Origin of the sequence: Salinispora cortesiana (genome assembly GCF_000484695.1) — a bacterium.
GTDB lineage: Bacteria > Actinomycetota > Actinomycetes > Mycobacteriales > Micromonosporaceae > Micromonospora > Micromonospora cortesiana.
This window is the reverse complement of record NZ_AXVR01000039.1, coordinates 1-20,770: the sequence shown is the minus strand read 5'-3', so window position 1 is coordinate 20,770 and position 20,770 is coordinate 1. Positions and strand designations below refer to the sequence as shown.

The 20,770-nt window shown below is 68.2% G+C and carries 19 protein-coding genes and 5 pseudogenes; 9 read left to right on the top strand and 15 right to left on the bottom strand.

Annotation, left to right across the window (positions count from 1 at the left end):
* Window positions 1-17: 17 nt before the first annotated feature.
* From K228_RS0116925 to K228_RS0116895, 7 genes are all read right to left on the bottom strand, one after another.
* The gene (locus K228_RS0116925) at window positions 18-2,840 is read right to left on the bottom strand and encodes a DUF5682 family protein (RefSeq protein WP_025619502.1); all 2,823 of its coding nucleotides are present in this window, start codon (window positions 2,838-2,840) and stop codon (window positions 18-20) included.
* Window positions 2,837-3,949 (bottom strand): ATP-binding protein, encoded by a 1,113-nt coding sequence (locus K228_RS0116920; RefSeq protein ID WP_025619501.1) that lies wholly within the window; start codon window positions 3,947-3,949, stop codon window positions 2,837-2,839. Before K228_RS0116920 ends, K228_RS0116925 begins: the two co-directional genes overlap by 4 nt.
* 15 nt (window positions 3,950-3,964) lie before the next feature.
* The gene (locus tag K228_RS0116915) at window positions 3,965-5,308 is read right to left on the bottom strand and encodes a VWA domain-containing protein (protein WP_025619500.1); all 1,344 of its coding nucleotides are present in this window, start codon (window positions 5,306-5,308) and stop codon (window positions 3,965-3,967) included.
* Window positions 5,305-6,714, bottom strand: a complete 1,410-nt coding sequence (locus K228_RS0116910; RefSeq protein WP_025619499.1) for a hypothetical protein — start codon at window positions 6,712-6,714, stop codon at window positions 5,305-5,307. The genes K228_RS0116915 and K228_RS0116910 overlap by 4 nt, the downstream gene beginning before the upstream one ends.
* Window positions 6,714-7,181 (bottom strand): hypothetical protein, encoded by a 468-nt coding sequence (locus tag K228_RS0116905; RefSeq protein WP_025619498.1) that lies wholly within the window; start codon window positions 7,179-7,181, stop codon window positions 6,714-6,716. The genes K228_RS0116910 and K228_RS0116905 overlap by 1 nt, the downstream gene beginning before the upstream one ends.
* Window positions 7,182-7,387: 206 nt before the next feature.
* Window positions 7,388-7,630, bottom strand: coding sequence for a hypothetical protein (locus K228_RS0116900; RefSeq protein WP_188116212.1), 243 nt, complete (start codon window positions 7,628-7,630; stop codon window positions 7,388-7,390).
* A 128-nt stretch (window positions 7,631-7,758) separates the two neighbouring features.
* The gene (locus K228_RS0116895) at window positions 7,759-8,346 is read right to left on the bottom strand and encodes a TetR/AcrR family transcriptional regulator (RefSeq protein ID WP_025619496.1); all 588 of its coding nucleotides are present in this window, start codon (window positions 8,344-8,346) and stop codon (window positions 7,759-7,761) included.
* 283 nt (window positions 8,347-8,629) lie between these two features.
* On the opposite strand from K228_RS0116895, the gene K228_RS25770 reads away from it, so the two are divergent.
* The 3 genes from K228_RS25770 to K228_RS0116880 all read left to right on the top strand — a co-directional run bounded on the left by K228_RS25770 (window position 8,630) and on the right by K228_RS0116880 (window position 11,108).
* A complete protein-coding gene (locus tag K228_RS25770) occupies window positions 8,630-9,166 on the top strand; it encodes a hypothetical protein (protein ID WP_025619495.1) in 537 nt (178 codons plus the stop codon).
* Between the two features lie 10 nt (window positions 9,167-9,176).
* Complete coding sequence (locus K228_RS0116885; RefSeq protein WP_025619494.1) at window positions 9,177-9,971, top strand: thioesterase II family protein; 795 nt, start codon at window positions 9,177-9,179, stop codon at window positions 9,969-9,971.
* Window positions 9,972-10,124: 153 nt separating this feature from the next.
* Entirely contained in the window at window positions 10,125-11,108 is a 984-nt protein-coding gene (locus K228_RS0116880) for a serine hydrolase domain-containing protein (protein WP_025619493.1), read from the top strand.
* A 101-nt stretch (window positions 11,109-11,209) separates the two neighbouring features.
* Here the strand turns inward: K228_RS0116880 and mraY are convergent, their stop codons facing one another.
* Window positions 11,210-12,313, bottom strand: a complete 1,104-nt coding sequence (gene mraY, locus K228_RS0116875) for a phospho-N-acetylmuramoyl-pentapeptide-transferase (protein WP_025619492.1) — start codon at window positions 12,311-12,313, stop codon at window positions 11,210-11,212.
* A gap of 408 nt (window positions 12,314-12,721) precedes the next feature.
* Complete coding sequence (locus K228_RS0116870) at window positions 12,722-13,459, bottom strand: class I SAM-dependent methyltransferase (RefSeq protein ID WP_025619491.1); 738 nt, start codon at window positions 13,457-13,459, stop codon at window positions 12,722-12,724.
* 84 nt (window positions 13,460-13,543) lie between these two features.
* On the opposite strand from K228_RS0116870, the pseudogene K228_RS0116865 reads away from it, so the two are divergent.
* A pseudogene (locus tag K228_RS0116865) lies at window positions 13,544-14,245 on the top strand (MFS transporter); the annotation flags it as partial.
* An 18-nt stretch (window positions 14,246-14,263) separates the two neighbouring features.
* On the opposite strand, the gene queD reads toward K228_RS0116865, so the two are convergent.
* Window positions 14,264-14,647, bottom strand: coding sequence for a 6-carboxytetrahydropterin synthase QueD (queD, locus tag K228_RS27350; RefSeq protein WP_080671620.1), 384 nt, complete (start codon window positions 14,645-14,647; stop codon window positions 14,264-14,266).
* Between the two features lie 421 nt (window positions 14,648-15,068).
* Here queD and K228_RS0116860 point away from each other — a divergent pair, with 421 nt between their 5' ends.
* The 4 genes from K228_RS0116860 to K228_RS25765 all read left to right on the top strand — a co-directional run bounded on the left by K228_RS0116860 (window position 15,069) and on the right by K228_RS25765 (window position 16,660).
* Window positions 15,069-15,413, top strand: coding sequence for an ArsR/SmtB family transcription factor (locus tag K228_RS0116860; protein WP_025619489.1), 345 nt, complete (start codon window positions 15,069-15,071; stop codon window positions 15,411-15,413).
* A complete protein-coding gene (locus K228_RS0116855) occupies window positions 15,410-15,877 on the top strand; it encodes an SRPBCC family protein (protein ID WP_025619488.1) in 468 nt (155 codons plus the stop codon). The genes K228_RS0116860 and K228_RS0116855 overlap by 4 nt, the downstream gene beginning before the upstream one ends.
* The gene (locus K228_RS28380; protein WP_155251588.1) at window positions 15,870-16,019 is read left to right on the top strand and encodes a hypothetical protein; all 150 of its coding nucleotides are present in this window, start codon (window positions 15,870-15,872) and stop codon (window positions 16,017-16,019) included. Before K228_RS0116855 ends, K228_RS28380 begins: the two co-directional genes overlap by 8 nt.
* Before the next feature lie 227 nt (window positions 16,020-16,246).
* Complete coding sequence (locus K228_RS25765; protein WP_245603498.1) at window positions 16,247-16,660, top strand: hypothetical protein; 414 nt, start codon at window positions 16,247-16,249, stop codon at window positions 16,658-16,660.
* A 44-nt stretch (window positions 16,661-16,704) separates the two neighbouring features.
* Here the strand turns inward: K228_RS25765 and K228_RS29615 are convergent.
* The 3 genes and pseudogenes from K228_RS29615 to K228_RS27345 all read right to left on the bottom strand — a co-directional run.
* Window positions 16,705-17,341: pseudogene (locus K228_RS29615) on the bottom strand (response regulator).
* Window positions 17,338-18,480, bottom strand: a complete 1,143-nt coding sequence (locus K228_RS0116835) for a sensor histidine kinase (protein WP_025619487.1) — start codon at window positions 18,478-18,480, stop codon at window positions 17,338-17,340. The pseudogene K228_RS29615 and the gene K228_RS0116835 overlap by 4 nt, the downstream one beginning before the upstream one ends.
* 127 nt (window positions 18,481-18,607) lie before the next feature.
* A pseudogene (locus K228_RS27345) lies at window positions 18,608-19,162 on the bottom strand (ABC transporter ATP-binding protein); the annotation flags it as partial.
* Between the two features lie 336 nt (window positions 19,163-19,498).
* On the opposite strand from K228_RS27345, the pseudogene K228_RS29610 reads away from it, so the two are divergent.
* Window positions 19,499-19,724, top strand: a pseudogene (locus K228_RS29610) (ArsR family transcriptional regulator); the annotation flags it as partial.
* A 28-nt stretch (window positions 19,725-19,752) separates the two neighbouring features.
* Here the strand turns inward: K228_RS29610 and K228_RS0116825 are convergent.
* Window positions 19,753-20,373 (bottom strand): YdeI/OmpD-associated family protein, encoded by a 621-nt coding sequence (locus K228_RS0116825; RefSeq protein ID WP_025619485.1) that lies wholly within the window; start codon window positions 20,371-20,373, stop codon window positions 19,753-19,755.
* Window positions 20,374-20,484: 111 nt separating this feature from the next.
* Window positions 20,485-20,770: pseudogene (locus tag K228_RS0116820) on the bottom strand (IS701 family transposase); the annotation flags it as partial.

Below are 20,770 nucleotides of genomic sequence, written 5' to 3'. Positions count from 1 at the left end.
GGGCTTTCACTTCCGCGCTACTGCGCAGTCGCCCGATCTACCGACAGGAGGTCTACCACGGCTGCCGCGGTATCCGGATACCGGGCGAGAAGTGCCGCTACCGCGCTGCGACCGGGTTGGTCGTGCCGTTGCCACGGGTCGGAGCAGCCAAGCAGCGCGGCGATCGCGTCCACGGAATCGGGATTGTCGGTCAGCAGGCCGACGACCGGCCCCGCCGGCACGACCGGAGGCGCCGGCGCCGGGGTGGCTGTGGCCCAGGGTGGCACCCAGCTGTCCAGCGCGGGCAGGGCGCCGGGGAAGGTGTGTGCCGCCTCGCGGATCAGCAGTGGCACCAGCTCCGGGCCGTGCTCGCGCAGTGTGGTGATGAGAGTGGGTAGCCAGGGCAGCAGGATTGGGTCGGGCAGCTGAGCGAAGGCCGTCGACATCAGCTCGACGACGAACGATGCCAGCCCGGGTACCGGGTCGAGGGCCTGTACGAAGCCGGAGAGGTACTGCGGGAAGATCGGCACCACCAGCGGGTTGGCCAGCAGCTCGGCGCAGCAGTCGCGCAACTCGGTGAGGGGCAGCAAACCCAGCTGGTGTCGGGCTGCCCAGTGCAGGGCCACCTTGGCGGGTGCCTCCGGGTGCGCCTGGGCAACGGCGAGTTCGAGCTGCGTCCGGTCGCAGCCGATGGACAACGCCAGGTTCTCCATGCTGAACAGGAAGCCGAGCATGGCGCCGACCTGCCGGACCCCAGCCTGCTCGTCGACGAACGCGGTCGGCAGCAGGGTGCAGTAGTGCGTGTAGCCGGCGGCCACGAACGCCTCGCACCAGGCTGGCAGAGCCGTCGCAGTGGCACGGTGGTGGGCCAGTAGCCGGCGGATGCGGCGCAGCACGTTTGGGGCGTCGTCGACAGTGCGTTCGGTGGCGAGCAGCTCCACGGCCCGGGCGCCGAGTTCGTCGACCAGACGGGGACTGTCGAGCAGTCGGATGGCGTCCTCGATGGCCGCCAATGCTCCGGCAGCGGTCGCCTGCGGCCCGCGTATCGCGCGACGCAGCCGCTGCTCCAGCACCTGCTCCACGGTGACGCCCTCGTAGCCCAGCTCGATCAGGGCCCGTTGGTTACGGCCGAGTGCGACATCCCAACTCTCCTGGATAGATCGTTGGCCCAGCCGCCGCTCTCCCATGATGGGACGAACCGCATCGTGCGGAAGCAGGTAGCGCAGCATCCAGAGCAGATCGGAACAGGGCGCCAGCCGGGAGTCGGCGTGTAGGTCGAGCAGGGCCCGCTGGACAGTCCGCTTCTCCAGGTCCAAGCCGAGTGGGCGGAGACGTTCGAGGACGTCGCGGGCCAGCGGTGGGAGGGCCTCGTAGCCGACCCGGCCGACTCGGTCGCCGCCGAGCAGGATCTCGCAGAGCCGGCGGACGTCCCGCCGGCCGGGGACGACGTCCTTCTCGATGCAGGTGACCGCGGCGTCGGCGAAGTCGTACGGGGTGGGGCGGGCCCGGTTGCGTAGGCCGGCGAGGAGGATGGAGGTCTCGTAGACGGCGATCGCGTCGGCGGTGCTGGCGAGGTAGCCGTTGCGTCGGGCGAGTCGGACGATGTCGACACACCAGCCGCGGAGTTCCGCCTCGTCGATGCCGTTGAGCGCGGGTGGTGCGGCGAGAAGTCCGGAGAGCCGGTCGGTGGGACCGGTGGCAGGTCCGGCGGTGTCCCGTCCGCCCCGGCCGCGAGTGCGGGTGCCGCGCTGCCCATCCAGGCGGTACGGGGTGAGACCCGAGCGCTTCAACGCTTTCGTCCAGGTCGCCGCGGCGATGGAGACCGAGCCGGGGGCCAGGCCGAACTGCGCCTCAATGGCGGAATGGCTGGATGGGATCAGCCCGTACCGCCAGCGGGTGCCGGTGCGGGGGCTGATTTCGTAGCCGGGGGCGTCGGAGGCGAGGCCGAACTGCTCAACCTGACTGGCGGCGTGGAAGGCGCCGCAAATGTAGAGGCAGTGGCTCGGGTCAATGCCGGAGGTGGCGAGGTGTTCGCGCATTCGCGTCCACATGTACCGCTCACGGTCCTCGTCGCGGTCCAGCCGCTCGGAGCGAGCCGGGCGCAGCCGGCGGAACAGGCTGCCGATGAGGACCATCACCTGCCGGTAGGTGTCATGGTCCGCGTCGGCAAGGGGCTGCTCGACGTACTGGTCCCACCACTCCGACCAGTGCCGCACCTTGCCATGGTGCAGCAGGTACGCCTCCAGTTCCGCGAAGCCGGGGCGCAGGTCACCGATCTCCACGCCCACCGCGTCACCGTGCAGGGCAGCGTCGTCACCGGGCCGGCCGCCCCCCGCGCCCATCTGAAGGGCGCCGTCTGGCTGGGCTTCAGGGGTGCGGGGCAGCCACTGGAAAACGTGGTCGGTGGAGCGGTCCACCAGCACCAGTTCGACTCCAGGTGTCTGGAAGGCGTACACGATTGCCTGGTATTCGGCGGAGGCCTCGGTGATCGGTGCGACGACGCTGAGCGGACCCCACTCGCTCGGATGCCCCGCTAGCTCGGAGGCGAAGGCCTGCACCGCCACCGGAAGCCGGCAGTTGCCCAGTTCACCCAGCAGTGGTTGCAGGTCCTCGCAGAGTTCCAGATAGATCACCCGGGGCTGCTTCTCACGCAGCCGGCGCACCATGGCCAGCGCGGAGGCCGGCGAGTGGTGGCACACCGGGAAGATCTCCAGCGGCACGGCGAGGGCCCGGTCGACGTCGTCAACCATGCCCGCGAGGATGCCGGTGAGGGTGTCCGGAGAGTCGGCGAAGGCAGTGGCGGCGGCGGTGAGCTGGTGGCGCAGACCAGTGAAGGGACCACCTGCATCGGGCGCGGTCACGACAACGCGGCGATCGCTTGGCGGCCACCGTCGAGGAAGCCCTCCCAACCACCGCCGTCCTGCTTGGCCCGAGGCTCCACCACCCCGTGCAGGTACTTGTTGAGGATCGCCAGGTCCTCCGGGCTCCGCCGGGCCAACGACCCCATCAGCGACCCGGCCAGGGTTTCGGCACGCAGCGCCCGGTCGCCGAAGAACTGGCTGTGCAGGATTGCGTCCTCCAACACACCGATCTGCTCCGCCGTGGACAGCGCCGACTCGAGCTTCTCGTCGTCACTGGTCGCCCCCGCAGCAGCGGTACGCAGGTCGGCGAAGCTCTGCAGCAGGATGTCCAGCAGGGTGGGCGGCACCTCCACCTCAATGCGGTGCCGGCGCAGCAGTTCCTCGGTGCGGAACCGGACGATCTCTGCCTCGCTGCGTTTGTTGGTCACCACTGGGATCCGGACGAAATTGAATCGTCGCTTCAGCGCCGAGGACAGGTCGTTGACCCCACGGTCGCGGCTGTTTGCGGTCGCGATGATGGAAAAGCCCGGCTTGGCAAAAACGATGTTGTCGTGGTCCAGCTCCGGAATCGATACGTACTTCTCCGACAGGATGGAGATCAGCGCGTCCTGCACGTCGCTGGTGGAGCGGGTCAGCTCCTCGAAGCGGCCGATAACGCCCTGTTCCATCGCGGTCATGATCGGTGACGGGATCATCGACTTTCGGGATTGCCCCTGGCCGATGACCATGGACACGTTCCACGAGTACTTGATGTGGTCCTCGGTGGTGCCGGCGGTGCCCTGCACCACCAGCGTGGAGTTGCGGCAGATCGCGGCGGCTAACAGCTCGGCCAGCCAGCTCTTGCCGGTGCCGGGATCACCGATGAGCAGCAGACCCCGGTCAGAGGCCAGGGTGACGATGCTGCGTTCGACGAAGCTGCGGTCGCCGAACCACTTCTGCGGGATCACCCGGTCCAGGCCGTCGGCGCGTTCGGAGCCGAGGACGAACAGCCGGACCATGCGTGGGCTGAGCCGCCAGGAAAACGGCTTCGGATCGGCGTCGACCGACGCCAGGTAGTCGAGTTCGTCGGCGTACTTGACCTCAACGGGGGCACGCAGCATCTCAGACATGAGGGGGTTGGACTCCTAGGTGAGAAAGCTCTTGAGCTCGAAGACGAGTTTGCGGATGTGGCCCGAGATCACGGGGGTGCCCAGGTCCTTGAAGCGTTGCCGGAACCAGGGATTGACGCTCTGTTGGCCGGAGCTGTTGACTGAGCCAACGGGGATGAATCGCACGCCGGAACGGTGTACGGCCTCGATGCCGTCGAACAACGGCTGCGAACGGTCGAACTCGTAGAAGTCCGAAATCCACACCAGGACGGTGTTCCGTGGTTCGGCGATCTTGGGCCGCGCCATCGCCATGGCGACCGGACCGTCGTTGCCGCCGCCCAGCTTGGTGCGCAGCAACACCTCGAACGGGTCGCGCACCCATGGGGTCAGGTCCAGCGCCTGCGTGTCGTACGCGATCAGATGCACATCCACCTTGGGTAGCCCGGCGAAGATCGACGCCAGGATCGTGCAGTTGACCATTGAGTCGACCATCGAGCCGGACTGGTCCACCACCACGATCAGCCGAGCCGGCGTCGTACGGCGGGCGGTGTGCCGGTAGTAGAGGCGGTCGACGTAGAGCCGCTGATCCTCGGGGCTCCAGTTGGTCAGGTTCTGCCAGATGGTGCGATCCAGGTCGAGGTTACGGAACACCCGCTTCGGCGGCACCGACCGGTCGATGGTTCCGACGCTGGTCTGCTCCACCTGCGTACGCAGCACCTCGGCGACGTCGTCGACAAACCGACGGATCAGCGCCTTGGCGTTGGCCAGGGCCGTTCCGGACAGGTTCGCCTTGTCCCGCAGCAGCTGCTCGATCAGCGACATGCTCGGGGTGAGCTGGCTGGCCAGCACCGGGTCGGCGAGCACCTCGCGTAGGTGCATCCGGCGTACCAGGTCGGCTTCCAGCGCGGCGAGAGTGCCACCCAGCCCCGTCCCGCCCTGCCGGCGTAGCTCGCCCGGCTCGGCACCGAGCGCCTGCTCGAACCATCCGGCGTCGGACTGCCATCGGGCCAGCTGGCTGGCGTTGACCGGCCCGGTATCGGCGGCGAATACGTTGAGCAGTACTTTCGACACCAGCGCGGCCCGCCGCACCTCGGCTGGGCCGGGTTCCGGTGTGACGCCGTCGTCGGCCGCTGGTGCCTGCTCGGCAGCGGTAAGCAGGCCGTGCAGCTCCGCGGCGAGCGACGGGTAGATTTGGATCACAGTGTCCACCGAGACGGCCGGGTCCAGCAGCGCGGCGGGCAGCCCCAGGTCCTCGACCACGGCCAGGCTCGCCGCTTCCAGCGTGGGCTGCTCGGTCGGGTCGAAGAGCCGGGCCAGTAGCCGCCAGTAGAGCACCTGCCGCCGATTCTTGTCGGCACGATCGTGATGGGGGAGGGTCATCGGCGCAGCAACCGTCCCGCCCGTTCCCGCAGCACCGTCACGGCGTCGCCCGCCTTCGCGTCGGCCTTCGCGACCTTCGCGTCGGTGACCCCGCACGCCCAGTCGCCGGTGTGCACGGCGACGATCTTGCGCTTGACGGTGGCCTGCACCGCCACCGGCTGCAGCAGCCACCGGCCGGCATCCCATCGCAGCAGCCCGAGACATGCCGACGAGGCAGCGACCAGCTCCGGGGTGAGCGGACCGCAGGAGGGCAGTCGGTCGACCGCCACGGCGATCCGGTGGCCGTCGAGTTCCACGGTGAGCCCACCTTCCTGGTCGGTCACGGCGTACCCCTCGATCAGGACCGGCTCGGCGATCCCAGCCGGGTGCCGGTCCAACGGATGCGGTGCCGCTGCCAGGGCGTCCGGCAGCAGGACCCGTGCTGCGGCGAACGGATCGACCGGCTCGTCGAGCTGCGCCCGGTCGTCGTGCCAGTGCACGTCCGCGCCCCGGATCGGCACGTCGGCCACCAGCACACCGCGTCGCTGCGCCAGCGCCGCCAGCAGGACGGGCTGCGCCGGCAGCAGCCGCCACAGCGCCGGACCAACGATGCTGTCCACCTTCGCGGCACCCACCGCCGTACGGACCAGTCGGGTCGACCCGCCATCGGCCGGCTCGAGAAGCGCGTGCACCTGGAACTGCACCGCGGTGTCGTGTTCGTGCACATCCACCGCCAGCGGCAGCAGCCGCCCCGAGACCCGTTCGGTGACGCTGAGGGCAGCATCGCCGGCGGCGGTGTCCTGGGCGAGCAGCACACCACGGGACCACAGGTCAGCCCAGCGGCGCTGTGGCACCTGGGACATCATGGCGACCGGCACGCAGGCGCGTAGCTCGGCGGCGAGACCGTCAAGCAGCACCGCGAGCCGCCGCAGTTCAGGTACGGCCAGCGTCGCCTCAACCACCGACCCGGCCCCGGCCACCAACTCGTGGTCAACGCCGCGCCATCCGGCTACCGCCACCTCGGACAACCACGCGCGTGCGCCGGCCAGGGCCGGCGACACCGCGCCGGGTACGGCGGCCGGTATCGGCACCCACGGCGCGCGGCTGCGACCCAAGGCGACGTCGACCTGCCCGAGCAGGGCATCGTGCACCGCTCCGAGCACCGCCGATCGTGCTCCGGCGAGCGCAGCGACATACTCCTGGGTACCCAGCCCAGCAATGATCTTGTCGACGGCCTCGGCGACCAGATTCGCCAACGGGGTGGTCGCCACCGCCCCGGCCAGGCCGGCCAGCGCCGCAGCGTCCTCGTCGCCAACCCGGGCCAAGCCTCGGGTCAGGGCGGCATCAACGTCTGCCACCAGGTTGAGGGCGTCGGTTAGACCGGCCGGATGGTCAGCGGTGAGGGCGGCGATCTGCGTTCCGCGCATCAGCGAGCCGTCCTGGTTGACGGGAACCAGTGCAGCTCAGGCAGGGCCGTGGTGCTGCCGGGCACCTCCAGGTAGGAGAGATGACGCAGAAACCGGCTGAATACCACCGCAGCCGAGCTCGGCTCGTGCCGCGCGTCCAGGCTGTGGAGCAGCGCCGCGCCCGTGTTCACCGCTACGTCGGGTTCGACTCGCAGGTATCGGGCCACCCGATCGAACCCGTACTGCAGCACCGCCTCATCGGCCAGGGTCTCCAAATGCTTGCACGGAGCGCCGCGGAGGCCCCCGCACGGCCGGTTGTTGTTGGTGCTGCAGTGGTAGGCGTGGGTGTTGGCCGTGATCGACGAAACGTACACCCGCCCGGTATCCGACCCGCTGGACACCACGCCCTGCAGTCGCCCATCGGCCAGCTCCACAAATGGCACCTTGACCAGCTTGCGAGGCTGAGCGGGGGCTACCACCCGCGCCATACTTCGCCGCGCCCACCCAACATCGTCCACATTCGCCACCCTTCGACCTCTCCGTCCGCCGCGCACCGAACTTCCCATCACCACGCCGCCGGCAGAGTCAGCCGTCGCCGTACGTCACGACCGGGATCATGGGCTGCGGGTACGACAGGATCATGGACTGCGGGTACGACACGGGCTGGCCTCGGGGCCGGACAGCGGCTGCACTGTCAGCCTGTCATCAGTGCCAACAGGAACGAGCCGGCGGCCTTATGTGCCGACTCGTCGCCGTGGGTCCTCGCCAGGGCCTGGGTCGCAGGCCAAAATTCATCCGACAGGGCGACCTGGAAATCTGTGAATATGGTGTTCGGTCCCGGCTTTCTGAACACCATATTCGGGAGTCGCAGGTCCAGGGCGAACACCGAGTCAACCAGTGTTCGGATGTGTTCGTATTCCGCACGATCGCTGGTCAATGCGTCGATTGTCACTAGCGATCGCCAATTCTGATTTCTGGGCGTCACTGCTGTGAATCTTTACTTTCGCCACGACTGATTTGAAGTTCGGGTACTGGAGGGGCGGAGTCCTAGCCCGGTGGGCCGAGTCAGGCGTCGGCGGAGTCGTTGACCGCGCCGGCGATCAGCCGCAGCGCCTCGGCCATCGCATGGCCGGACGGGGCGGCCTCGGGGTCGAGCAGCCGCTGCACCGTCAGACCGGTCATCAGTGCCAACAGGAACGAGCCGACGGCCTTGCGGGTCTCGTCCGCGACGTTCTCGCCACCGTCGCGGATGATGAAGGTGGCCAGGGCTGGGCGGGCGCGGGCGTAGCTCTCCGCCAGTTGCTCCCGCAGTACCGGCAGGTGCTCGGCCAGTGCGAACGCCTCGATCCCGGCGACCCAGAGCGGTCGGTGCGTGCCGAACGATTCGACCAGGCCAGTCCACATCGACTCCAGTCGTTCCATCAGATCGGGTTGGGTGCCGTCGCGCAGCACCCGGTCGATCTCGACGCCCCACTCCTCGAAGGCCTGCACCAGCGCTGCGGTCAACAGCGCGTCCTTGGAGCCGAAGTGGTAGCCGATCGACGCCAGGTTGGTGTCCGAAGCGGCGACGATGTCACGGGCGGTGGTGCGCGTGTAGCCGCGTTCGTAGATGCAGTTCCTGGCCCCTACCAGCAGGCGTTCCCGATGACCCACGGGCGTCACCCTACTCGGAACCACCTCCTGATTCATCCACCGGATGTATACGGACGTATAAAATTCGGTGTAGCCTTCGGCCATGGCTAGTGCGCAGGCAAGGCCGGCCGCCGCGAGTGGGTCGGCCTCGCGGTATTCGTCATGGTGACACTGATCATCAGCATGGACATGACCGTGCGGTCCTACGCTCTGCCGTTCATTACGGCGGACCGTGAGCCGACCAGCAGCCAGTTCCTCGGGATCACCGACGTCTACGCCTTGTACCGGCTGGCCTTTGATTCTGATGGGGATACTCGGGGACCGGATCGGGCGCCGCCGACTGCTGATGATGAGCGCGGCGGTGTTCGGCGTCGCGATCCCTGGCAGTGTCGGCGCGTACGTCTACCGGCGGGAGCTCTCGGGGGCCGCACCGGACGGGGTGCCACCGGAGGCCTGGGCCGCCGCCCGGGAGACCCTGGGCGGCGCGGTCGAGATGAGTCGGACGCTCCCCGCGACCGCGGCGGAAGCCCTGGTGACGCTCGCGCGGGCGGCCGTCACCGACGAGTTGCGGGCCGCCGCGATCGTCTCGACCGGCACCCTGCTGGTGACGGCGCTCCTGGCGGCCGTGCTGCTGCGCGGCGTGTGTCGGTGCCCGGGCAGGGCCCAGTTGGCGGGTCGGGCGATCCATGGTCTGAAGGCACCGGCCCGGTCGACCTTGCCCCGCGCCCGCCCCCGGTACGCCGGGGCGTGCTGCCGGACGTCGACTCGGTGGTCGCGTCGGCACGGGAACATCCCGCTCCAGACGTCCCGCTGCGGAGGTACCCGCAGCGCCGATCCGTAAGGGACCAGTGATGACGGCAACCTTCGAGAGTGACCTCTGGGTGCGGCGGTTCCATCCGGCGCCGTCCAGCGCGATCCGGCTGGTGGCGCTGCCGCACGCTGGCGGTGCGGCCAGCTACCTGTTTCCGGTTTCCAAGGCCCTCTCACCCGCCGTTGACGTGCTGGCGATCCAGTATCCGGGCCGGCAGGACCGCCAGCATGAGCCGGTACTGGATTCGGTCACCGACCTCGCCGACGGGGTGTTCAACGCGCTGCGGCCGTGGCTGGACCGGCCGGTGGCGCTCTTCGGCCACAGCATGGGCGCGGTGCTCGGCTACGAGGTGGGGCTGCGGTTGCAACTGCGGACGGGCCGGCCGCCGCTGCGACTGTTCGTCTCCGGCCATCGGGCTCCGTCCCGGGTCCGGGCCGAGCGGTACGTGCACACCCAGGACGACGCCGGGGTGCTGCGGGAACTGACCCGGCTCGGTGGCTCGGACCCGCGGCTGCTGAGCGACCCCGAGCTGTTGCCGATGATCCTGCCCACGGTGCGGGGGGACTACAAGGCGGTGGAGACCTACCGGGCCGACCCAGATCAACGGCTGGACGCCCCGATCACCGTGCTCACCGGCGACGCCGACCCGATGACCACCCTGGACGAGGCGCACGACTGGTATCGGCACACCACCGGTGGATGCGACGTCCAAGTGTATCCCGGCGGGCACTTCTATCTCAACGACCACGCCGACGACGTGATCCGGCTGATCCGGGCCGAGCTGGAGCGGCTGTCGCCGAGCGAGCCGACCAGACCCACCACTTCGGGTCACTAGCTCCAGTGGGATGGCCTCTGCTCGATCCACACCGTGAACACGTACCCACCGCCGTTCGGGGACGTTCTGCTACGGGGAGCATGAGGCCATGCAGTGGATATTCGCCTCACCGGCGTGGATAGTGGAGCTTTGCGGATCTCGGAGGGTGCTGTGATGAAGCGGTGGCGTGACCGCCTCCATGAGCTACGTCAAACCGGCCAGGCCGATGGCTTGCATGCCATCGTGGCGGTTCGTGGTGGCAAAACCTTGCTGGAATACTACGGGGCCGGCGAGGACTTCGCCTGGGGTGACTCGCAGGGCGTCGTCGAATTCGGGCCCGAAACGCTGCACGACCTCCGGTCGGTCACCAAGAGTGTCACCGTGCTGTTGTACGGCATCGCACTCGGCGAAGGGCTGGTCCCGCCACCGACGGAACCGCTCCTGCCACGGTTCCCGCAGTACCCCGACCTGGCGGCTGATCCCCAGCGTGCCCGGCTTACCGTCGAGCACGCGCTGACGATGTCGTTGGGCCTGGAATGGTGTGAAGACCTCCCGTACAACAGCCCGGGCAACGCCGAGATCGCGATGGAGTTGGCGCCGGACCGGTACCGATACATCCTGGAGCGGCCGATCCTCGAGCCGCCCGGCGTCCGATGGACCTACTGCGGCGGTGCCACGGCGTTGCTCGGCCGCCTGATCGCCGACGGCACCGGACTATCACTGCCGCAGTATGGGCAGGACGTGCTGTTCGCACCGCTGGGCATCGGTCGGTTCGAGTGGATGGCTGGCTCCGATGGCGTGGCCTCCGCGGCGTCCGGGCTGCGACTCGCCCCCCACGATTTCGCCCGGATCGGCGAGTTGGTGTTGGCCGGAGGAGTCTGGGACGGTCAGCGGATCGTCCCCGCCGACTGGGTTCGGACGATGCTCCAGCCACGATTGCCGACCAACTGGGCCGGGCAGTACGGCTACCAGTGGTATGTCGAATCTATTGCCGAGCACCTTGTGGTGGCTGCCATGGGCAACGGCGGTCAGCGCCTGTACATTTTGCCCGAGCTGGACCTCACCGTGGCTATCACCGCCGGCAACTACGACGACCCCGACCAGTGGCGGGCCCCGCTCGCGGTGCTGAAGCAGGTCATCCTCCCCGCAGCGGCTTGACGGGCGGAGCGGTGGGCCCGGGCCCACCGCTCCGCAGGTCGCCTCGCCCGGGTGGATGAGTGTTCCAGTTCAGGGTGTTTTTCGATGAGGTCGTATGGCTTCTATCCAACGGCCGCCAGGTAGTCCGAGTAGAACACTCCTAGGCCAATCGCCAGGCAGACGCCGGCGACGGTCCAGAACCGGACCACAATGTTGACTTCGCTCCAGCCGGCCAGCTCGAAGTGGTGGTGCAGCGGCACCATCCGGAAGACCCGCTTCCCGGTGGTGCGGAACGAGACAATCTGGATCATCCAGGTGACGGTGATGATGACGAAGAGACCGCCGATCAGGATCGACAGGAGTGTGGTGCGGGTTGCCACCGCGAGTCCGCCGATCAGGGCGCCGAGCCCGAGCGCGCCGACGTCACCCATGAAGATCCGCGCCGGGGACGTGTTCCACCACAGGAAGCCCACGCAGGCACCGGCGGCCGCAGCCGCGATGATGGCTATTTCCAGCGGATCGCGGACCTGGTAGCAATAGTCGTTCGCCTGAGCGTACGCCTCGTCGGCGCACCAGTGCCGGTATTGCCAGAACCCGATCAGCGCGTACGCGCCGAGCACCAGGGCGGACGCGCCGGTGGCCAGGCCGTCGAGGCCGTCCGTGAGATTCACGCCGTTTGACATAGCCGTGATCACGAATACGAACACGATCACCGAGCCAACCTTGCCGACGTCCAGCCAGCTAATGTCCCGGACGAATGAGATGTGCTCGCTGGCCACGGTCTGGCCGTTGGAACTCGCCACGTAGAGCGCGGCGATACCAAATCCGATGCCGATGATCGCCTGGCCGAGTAGTTTGCCCCTGGCGGACAGTCCGTCGGAGTTGCGCTGGCGGACCTTGAGGAAGTCGTCGACGAAGCCGAGCGCGCCGCAGAAGACGAAGAGGCCGAGCAGAACGAGGGCCGTCATGGTCGGTTGCACCTGCGCGATTTGCCCCTCGGGCAGCGTGACCAGTGCTAAGTGCCCGGCGACGTAGGCGATGACGGTCGCCACGATGAACACGACGCCACCCATCGCCGGCGTTCCCTTCTTGCCCTCGTTCGAGGCGAGGCCGAGGGAACGGATCGGCTGTCCGGCCTTGAGCGCGGTGAATACCCGGATCGCCACCGGCGTTGCGAACAGGGAAATGATGAACGCGACCGCAGCCGCGACGACGACCGCCCTCACGGGTGAGCCTCGACGAGATCAGGGTCTCGCACGACATCCCCACTGCCCGACAGGTGCCGGAGAGGTCGGCATGATGTGAGCCGTCGGTCCTGCGCGGTCCGCTCAATTGCCGCCCAGTTGTTCGCGAGCCGCACCGGACGCCAATCCCTAGGCCGCTGCCCTCCGTCTCCCGCCATCCACCCAGCGGCTCTGGGGACCGACGGGCAAAGTCGTACCCGGACAGTCCATCGAGCTCGCACATCGGCGCCTGGTGATTCAGTCGGAGCTTGCCGCGCAGGCCGTCCTTTCCCAAAGTCATCGGTCACGGGACACGAGCTTGCCATCCGGCAGCGAGCGAAGAACACTCGGGACCTCAGCGGGTGATTGTTGAGCCGCCGTATTGCCCCACGGTCTAACCGAGCCTTCGGATCACTTTCTGCGCAGTACGAGCAGGTCCAGGGCGTCGATCACCGGGCCGGCTTCGGTGAGCGCTGCCTGACGCAGGCGGCGTACGCCGGTGTCGTACTCCTCGTCGGTAATCAGTTGCAGCGGGGTGTGTGCCGCTCGGCGCAGGGTGTTCGCCGCTTCGTGCAGCGATGCGGCGGTGACCTGCGGGACCTGCTCCAGGCTGACCGTGGAGAACCCTTCACCGGCGAAGGCTGCTTCGACCTGGGCCACACTCGGGTAGGTGTCCAGTACCCGGACCGCCTCGGGAAAGTAGCGGAACAGGGTGATCGCCTCGTGTCGGCCCGCGAACGCGGACCGGATCAGGACGAGCGCACCGGGGCGCAGGACGCGGCGTAGCTCACGTGCAGCGGCGTTCAGGTCGGGCACGTGGTGGATGACAGTGGAGATCCAGGCAGCATCGGCGCTTGCGTCGGTGAGCGGGATGTTGGCGTCATCGCCCGCGAGGACGGGTTGGTATACCGACCGTTCGCGCATGGCTGCTGACGGCTCGACCGCGGTCACCTGGATGCCAGGGAACCAGGCGGAGAACGCCTGGGCCCAGCTGCCCGTGCCGGCACCCAGGTCCACCAGCCGCATGCCCGGTCGCGGGTCCAGGTGCCGGGCCACAGCTGCCCGCCACTCGCCGGCCTCCTGGTCGCCGAGGTGCCGGGTCGATGCGAATGCGCCCGCGTTCGTGTGGTCGTATGCGATGCGAGCCATGTCGATGAGCAAACCGCGGCAGCAGGGCGTGGGGCAAGGAGACCAATTGTGACAGTTCACACTCGCTAGTTCCGGTGGAGCGACTACGACGTTTCGGTGCTCGCGCTCGCCACGGTCCGGCTCCACCCGGGGGCGGTCGCCCAGCCCGCGGAGGGATCCGACCGATCACGGGGGTTGGGGAGTGAGGTCCGGGCCGGGCTGGCGGTGGCCGCGCGGTCACCGTTGCTGCGCACGATTTTGCTCGTCTCGGCAGTCGCCGAGTTGGGCTTCACCGGCCCGTTCAATGTGGGCATCGCGCTGCTGGCCCAGGAGCACGGTTGGGGTGCTGCGGGGGTCGGTCTGATCGTCGGCGGCTTCGGTATCGGTGCCGCACTGGCAGCGGTGGCGGTGTCCGTGCTCGGCCGTCTTCCCTGTGCTGGCCTGCTCGTTGGCCCACTCGCCATGCTGACGGGGGTCGCGCTCGCCGCTGTCGGGTTTGCCCCAGCCCGGCTGTGGGCGGTCGCCGCGTCGTCAGTGCTCGGCGTTAGCGTCGGTCTGGCCGGCACGCTCGGGACGGCCCTGCTGCAGGCGCAGACGCCGCCGCAGTATCTGGGCCGGGTGATGAGTCTGAGCAGCCTGGCCGGCTTCGGTGGAATTCCGGTCAGCTACGCCATCACCGGTGTGGTCGCCGGGCTGTGGGGGCCGGCGGTGGCGTTCTTGGGCGGGACGGCGCTCGCGGCCGCTGCCGGGCTCGCCGCTGGGTCGAGCCCGGCACTGCGCCGCGCCGTGCTCTCCGCCGCGCATTGACCCTGCTGTCGGCGGCGCTCACTTCCGATCCAGGATGTACTCAGCCCAACTGCTGGGCGTCTCCGAAACTCGGACAGCCGCCAGTCGACCCCCTACCGAATCTGTCAGGTGATCTTCCAGCCATCGCGCCAGATGTCGCGCCAACTGCTCACTGGTTGGTGGTACATCTTCACCTAGCACCTCATTGAGGTATCGATGATCGAAATGGCTTTTGATGTACTGCTTGAAAGGATCCAGGTTGCCGAAGTCAGTAACAAATCCAGGCCCAGTAAGCGAGTTGCCCTCGAGTATGATCTCAACGGTGTAGGTATGCCCGTGCAAACGACCACACTTGTGACCCTCGGGTAGCCCCGGTAGGCAGTGCGCAGCACTGAACGTGAACTGTTTCCCGATTCGCCACATATCGCTCACCGTCTCTCTGGTTCGGTCGGCATCGGCTGGGGATGCTCTCGGCCTAGGTGTGCCGCAACCCGGTAAGCGACCGTCTACCCAACGCCGCGGGGCAACATGCCGTTGGCATCGAGAGAGTCCACCGCCGCTCGTCAGTCCGGCTGGCAAGCAACTCGGCCAACCGCTGCGGGTAGTCACGCTCCCGTTCTCGCGGCAGACCTCACAGCTCGCGAGCGAGTTCCCGCTCAACGCTGCCTCAATCGCGACCACCGTGATCCGGGTGGCTCCCGTACGCGTCGCAACGCCTGACGATGTGCGGCGGGTTGGTCGACACGCCGGTATGACCAGCAACGCGATCGACTCCGCGGACTGCTCACGAGCGCCGGTGCAGTATTCGTTGAACTTGAAGGTTCAGTGTCGTAAGGTGAACTGCATGGTTCACCAACATGTCCTGGACCGGGTGTTCGCCTCACTGGCCGATCCGACCCGCCGCGGCATTTTGATCCGGCTCGGCGATGGACCGGCCACCATCGGTGAGCTCGCCGAGCCCACCGGGATGAGCCTGACCGGGATGAAGAAGCATGTCCAGGTGCTCGAAGACGCCGGACTCATCGTCACCGAGAAGGTCGGCCGGTCACGCCAGTGTCGCCTCGGCGCCGCGCCACTGGATGAGGCGATGGCCTGGATCGGCTTCTACCAACGGCTCTGGGCCCGCCGCCTCGACGGGCTCGACGCCTACCTCACTCTCCAGCCCGACCCGAAGGGACAGCACTCATGACGCTCGACATGCAGATGACGCGACACCTGCCCGCGACACCCGAGGATGCCTTCGACGCGTACACGGACGCCGAGAAGCAGAAGATTTGGTTCACCCTCCTCGACGAACAGCCCGGCATCCTCGAGATCGAGGTCGATCTTCGGGTTGGTGGACAGCAGACCGCGGTGTGGGGACCCAACGCCGATATGCTGTTCCGGGAGACACAGACTTTCGTCGAGATCGACCGCCCGCACCGGCTTGTCCCCGAGTCCACCGGCTCCAGCCCGGACGGCATGACCATGACAACCCGCATCGAGGTTATGTTCGAAGAGAAAGACGGCGGCACCCTGATGACCGTCGTCCAGAGCGGCTTCCCGACCCCCGAGGTCCGGGACTCTTTCGCCAACGAGGCGTGGGACGGAGTATTCGCCCGGATCGAGGCGTTCCTGACCCGTCAGCGCGGAACCGAGCCTGCTGATGCCTAGGCCCTCCCGGGCGGCGGTCGTCGCTCTCGGTGCCGTCACCGCCGTGGTGGTCAATCTCATCGTCGGCACGATCGCCCTCATGACCCTGCCCGCCGACTTCGACGCCATGAGCAAGGCGACACACTGGCCCTCTGCCACCTGACACTCGTCCCGGTCACCATCGCCGCCGTGATCGCTATCGGCCGCCGAGTGGCGTCCACCAGCGCCGTGCGAGCCACACCAACCTGAGCTGTACGACACGCCAAGGGCGCTTCGCTGGAAGTCGGAGGCGCTCTGCACCGCCCCTTGAGGAGGGTATGGAGTGAGCACGACAGTGCCGGTTGGGTTTGGGGCCGTTGGTTCTGGGCCTACGACGTCAGCCTGGGGATCTTGCTCCTGGAGGCCGCTCTGGTGCACGCGGAGACGGCGCCCGGGCAGCGCCCACCACGGGCCGACGTGGTGGTGGAAGACCTCCGCACCCAGGTGCGGGTCGGCTCCAGCCTCTTCTTCGCCTTGGACCTTGATGAGTGGGACACCGAGCAGCGCGACTACGCCCGTTCGATTATCGCGGCGGCAGGACGCCGGCTTCGTGGGCATGGGATCGTCACATCTGCGGAGGCCGCTCAGCGTTACCTGATCGACGATGAGCCCTACTTCCTGCGGGGGCATGAGCAGGTAGCCGGCGATGTGGTCGCGGATCTCGCCGAGGCGATCGAGAGTTTGATCCGGGATCAGCTACCGGCGGTGCCTTCGACCGATCGGCGTTGGTTCTACGGCGTAGCGGGTGGTCCACGTGTGCGGTGAGGGCAGCCCATCGAGTGTTGGTAGACCGGCAGGCAAGTAGGTCGTCAGGTTCCGGCGTCGGGTGGGATGAGCGCCAGCGACATCGCCTTAGTCACTGCCGCCGTGCGGTCGGAGACGCCGAGTTTCGCGAACGCACGCAGCAGATGCGTCTTGACGGTGGCCTCGGTGATGGCCAGGGTTCGACCGATGTCCGGATTGGACATGCCGGCCGCCACGAGGCGCAGAACGTTGGCTTCGCGCGGGGACAGCGCGTCCTGCTTCGGGTGCCGCATCCGGTTCAGCAGGCGGGTCGCGACCTTCGGTGACAGCACCGTCTCGCCCCGGGCGGCCGCCCGGATGGCACCGAGCAGGTCGGCGCGCGAGGAGTCCTTGAGGAGATACCCGGTGGCGCCCGCCTCGACGGCTCGCAGCACGTCCACGTCGAACTCGTACGTCGTGAGCACCAGGACCCGCGTGTTCCGGTGCCACCGTGCGTAGTTGACCAGTGGCGCCCACGCCGTCGAGGCCGGGCATGCGGAGGTCCATCAACACCACATCCGGGCGCAGGGCCCGCGCCGACGTGAGCGCCTCGGCCCCGGAGGCGGCCTCGCCGCCGACGGCGATGTCCGGCTCACCGTCGAGCATGCCGCGGACACCGGCCCGTACGACCGGATGGTCGTCCACCAGCAGCACCGAGATCACCGGACCGGCACCTCGACCCGGACCAGGGTGCCCGAACCGGGTTCGGAGCTCACCGTCACCGTGCCGGACATCTGCTCGACGCGACTGCGCATCGTTGCCAACCCGTAACCTCCCGACTCCGCCGTCGTGGCCCGGCCGCACCCGTCGTCCTGCGTCTCCAGTACCAACGATCCGTCGTGGTGCTCCAGCCGTACGACCACCGCGTTGGCCCGGGCGTGCTTGCGGACGTTCGTGAGCGACTCCTGCGCCGTACGCAGCAGCACCACCTCGAGCGCCTTGGGCAGCGGCGGTCCGTTGACGTCGGCGGCGAACTCCGCGTGCAGGCCGGTCTCCGACCGGAAGCGGTCAACGAGCCGGCGCAGCGCCTGCGCCAGCGAGGAGTCGTCGAGCGCGGCCGGCGTGAGCGCTCCGACCAGCGCCCGCGCCTCGGTCAGATTGTCGCGAGCGGTGTCCATCGCCAGGGCCAGGTGCCGCCGCGCCTTCCCGGGTGACTGTTCGAGGTCGGCCTCGGCCGCCTGCATCAACATCAGCACACTGGACAGCCCCTGCGCGATGGTGTCGTGGATGTCGGCGGCGAGGCGCTGCCGCTCGGCGTTCACGCCGTCCTCGTGGCTGAGCCGCGCCACCTCCGCACGGCTGGCCTCGAGTGCGCGGATCAGCTCGGCGCGGTCGTCGTTCTGGTCCGAGACGTGGCTGAACCAGGTACCGCACACCACCGAGACGACCACCGTCATCATCGCCACCCACAGCGGCGCCTCGAACAGGGCCACCAGATCACGCGATACGGCGAAGACCACCGCCAGGTAGCTGACGTTGACCGTCATCACCGCGATGAACGCCCGCCGGCGCGGCCGGATGACGTACGCCTGCGGGCACAGCATGGCCAGCAGCAGTGACACACCGTTGGCCATCGCCACACCGGCGGCGAACAACCCGGTGGCGCCGGCGAAGTAGGCGTAGCCGCGCCAGGTGGCGCCACCCCCGCCGGAGAGCACGCGCCGCCACGCGGCGTACCAGACGAGTGCCACGGCGATCGTGGCCACCGCCCCGGCGCGGGCCGGGACCGGTCGGTTCGTGGACCCCAGGACGAGGGCAGCGGTGGCGACGGCGATGACGACGTAGTAGATCTCCCACACCACGTCGCTGGTCCACTATCCGCCACCCGCGCCAGAGCGGGGGGTCGGACCTGTTGTGGAGCGGGTGCCGGGGATTACCCGTCCCGGCGTCCCCGCCAGCGAAACGTCGTGCGGCACAGTAGGAGACCTCCGATGCACCACGCGCCCAGGTCAGCGAGCGGATCAGGCTCCAGAACTGCCGGCGTGCCCGGGGGTCGAAGCCGGTGGTCGGCTCGTCCAGGAACAGCAACTTCGGGTTGCCGATGACGCCGACCGCGACATCGAGTCGACGCCGCTGGCCGCCGGAGAGCGTGCGCACCCGTGCGCGCGTCTTCTCGCTCAGCCCGACGGAATCGATCACCTGATCGGGGTCCCCGGCGTCGGGGTAGTACCGGGCGAAGTGCCGAATCGTTTCGCCGACGGTGAGCTCGGACAGGTCGGCGACGTCCTGTAGAACGATGCCGATGCCGTACCGCCAGCTCCGTGACGCCTGCTGCGGGTCAACGCCCAGGACGGACACCTCGCCCTCATCCCGGCGGCGGTAGCCTTCGAGGATTTCCACCGTCGTTGTCTTGCCGGCGCCATTCGGGCCGAGCAGCGCGAAGATCTCACCGGTGACGATGTCGAGGTCGACCCCGTCGACCGCCGGGTTGTTCCCATAGCGTTTGCGTAGGCCCCGCACTCGTGCGGCGAGCGATTCGGTCATGCTTCCAGCGTCTTGTCGCCGCAGTCCGTATGGGACGACCACCCGACTGAATTCCGTTGTCCACCGATCGATGGACAACGGAATTTACCCGGCACCACAACGAGTACGTCACGCGGAGGTCGCCAGAAGCGGCGGACACGTCGATGGTGCTAACTTGGACCCATACCCCTCGTGAGTGATCAGCGCACGCCCACCACGGGCCGACGTGGTGGTAGAAGATCTACGAATTCAGCCAGGACGCCGGCTTCGCGGGTATGGGATTCTCACTCTGCCATGACCACGGTGGCTAGACCGCGGCGAGGATCCGTGCCAGCTCGGGTACGGCTCCCGCATCACTTCCGGCCGCCGATGGGCCGCCGCGAGCCGGACGGCGACCGCTGCTCCCTGGTCGGCAGCACCCGAAGCCCCGCGATGTACGCGCCCAGGAGTGGCTGGCCGCTGTCTACTTTGACCTTCGGGGGAAGGCGCCGAACTACGTGCTGCCGGGGCCGCAGTCGTGGCTCGCCTCAGCAGGGCACGTTCGCCTTCACAGCCCGAAACCTGGCCCGGCGATCAGCGCTAGCGGTAGTGGAACAGACCAGTGCACTGGATCATGAGGTCGCCGATTGCGGCGAGGCCGGCGGCTTGGCCTTCTGCGGGTAGATCGTTTCGTGGCGGGCCAGCATGGCGACGAGTTCGCCGATCTTGCGCTCGCGGGTCTGCGTCCGTTTGACCGCAGTAAGGCGTTGAATAAGAGCGAACCGGTTGGTTTTGGTGAGTACGTCGAACATGGCCTGGGCGGCAGGGTTGGCGGCGACGGCGGCGAGTAGGTCGTCCGGCACCGCGGCCTCCGACGACGGGGCATAGGCGGCCGCCCACCGCCCATCTGCCTTGGCAGCCTCCACCGCGACTCGGCCGGAGGGCATCATTCGCCCCTGCGCCTCCAGCCGGGCCACATGGCCGACATTGCGTTGTGACCAGGAGCTGCGGGGCCTGCGCGGGGTAAACCGGATCCAGGATGTTTCCCGATCCCGCTTCCGGCCCTGCCCGTCGATCCAGCCGAAACACAGGGCTTCGTCAACCGCCTGCTGCCACGTCAGCGTGGTGGCGGTGCCGCCTTTCTTGGTCAGAGCGAGCCAGACACCCGGCGACGTAGCATGGTTGGTCGCCAACCACGTGCGTAGTGCCTCGGCATCCTCGACAATCAACTCGTCCAGTTCAGCGCTCGCCATGACCGCAGGCTAACCCGCCCCCCGGGCTGCCAGCGCGCCGGCCACTCGCGGGACCATCAGGGTGGGGGTGAGATCCACCCACACGCCTAATACTCCAGCCGGGGATTGTGATCACGGTTCGGTGAGGGCTTGTCGGGCGTAGTGGCTGGTCGTGGCTCGTGCTTGGTGACGGCGTCGGCGTACGGACCAGAGCAGTGGGTCGTAGCGGCGGCGGCCGGGTTCGATGATCAGGGTGTTGAACAGGTGGCGTAGTTCGTTGACGGTCAGCGCGATCAGCCCGGCCGGGTCGGGGCGGCTGCGGTGCGTGGTCGCGGCGGCGAGGAAGGCGTGGGCGAGGATCGCCAGGGTGGTCCAGCGGTGCCAGGACGTCCAGCGGCGGTTCTGGTGCTGGTCCAGG

What these genes read in the sequence shown, in the direction of transcription:
- K228_RS0116920 (WP_025619501.1), bottom strand. Translation starts at nt 3,949, where the DNA reads ATGTCTGAGATGCTGCGTGCCCCCGTTGAGGTCAAGTACGCCGACGAA.
- K228_RS0116915 (WP_025619500.1), bottom strand. Translation starts at nt 5,308, where the DNA reads ATGACCCTCCCCCATCACGATCGTGCCGACAAGAATCGGCGGCAGGTG.
- K228_RS0116910 (WP_025619499.1), bottom strand. Translation starts at nt 6,714, where the DNA reads ATGCGCGGAACGCAGATCGCCGCCCTCACCGCTGACCATCCGGCCGGT.
- K228_RS0116905 (WP_025619498.1), bottom strand. Translation starts at nt 7,181, where the DNA reads ATGGCGCGGGTGGTAGCCCCCGCTCAGCCTCGCAAGCTGGTCAAGGTG.
- K228_RS25770 (WP_025619495.1), top strand. Translation starts at nt 8,630, where the DNA reads ATGGGGATACTCGGGGACCGGATCGGGCGCCGCCGACTGCTGATGATG.
- K228_RS0116885 (WP_025619494.1), top strand. Translation starts at nt 9,177, where the DNA reads ATGACGGCAACCTTCGAGAGTGACCTCTGGGTGCGGCGGTTCCATCCG.
- K228_RS0116880 (WP_025619493.1), top strand. Translation starts at nt 10,125, where the DNA reads ATGAAGCGGTGGCGTGACCGCCTCCATGAGCTACGTCAAACCGGCCAG.
- K228_RS0116870 (WP_025619491.1), bottom strand. Translation starts at nt 13,459, where the DNA reads ATGGCTCGCATCGCATACGACCACACGAACGCGGGCGCATTCGCATCG.
- queD (WP_080671620.1), bottom strand. Translation starts at nt 14,647, where the DNA reads ATGTGGCGAATCGGGAAACAGTTCACGTTCAGTGCTGCGCACTGCCTA.
- K228_RS0116860 (WP_025619489.1), top strand. Translation starts at nt 15,069, where the DNA reads ATGGTTCACCAACATGTCCTGGACCGGGTGTTCGCCTCACTGGCCGAT.
- K228_RS0116855 (WP_025619488.1), top strand. Translation starts at nt 15,410, where the DNA reads ATGACGCTCGACATGCAGATGACGCGACACCTGCCCGCGACACCCGAG.
- K228_RS28380 (WP_155251588.1), top strand. Translation starts at nt 15,870, where the DNA reads ATGCCTAGGCCCTCCCGGGCGGCGGTCGTCGCTCTCGGTGCCGTCACC.
- K228_RS0116825 (WP_025619485.1), bottom strand. Translation starts at nt 20,373, where the DNA reads ATGGCGAGCGCTGAACTGGACGAGTTGATTGTCGAGGATGCCGAGGCA.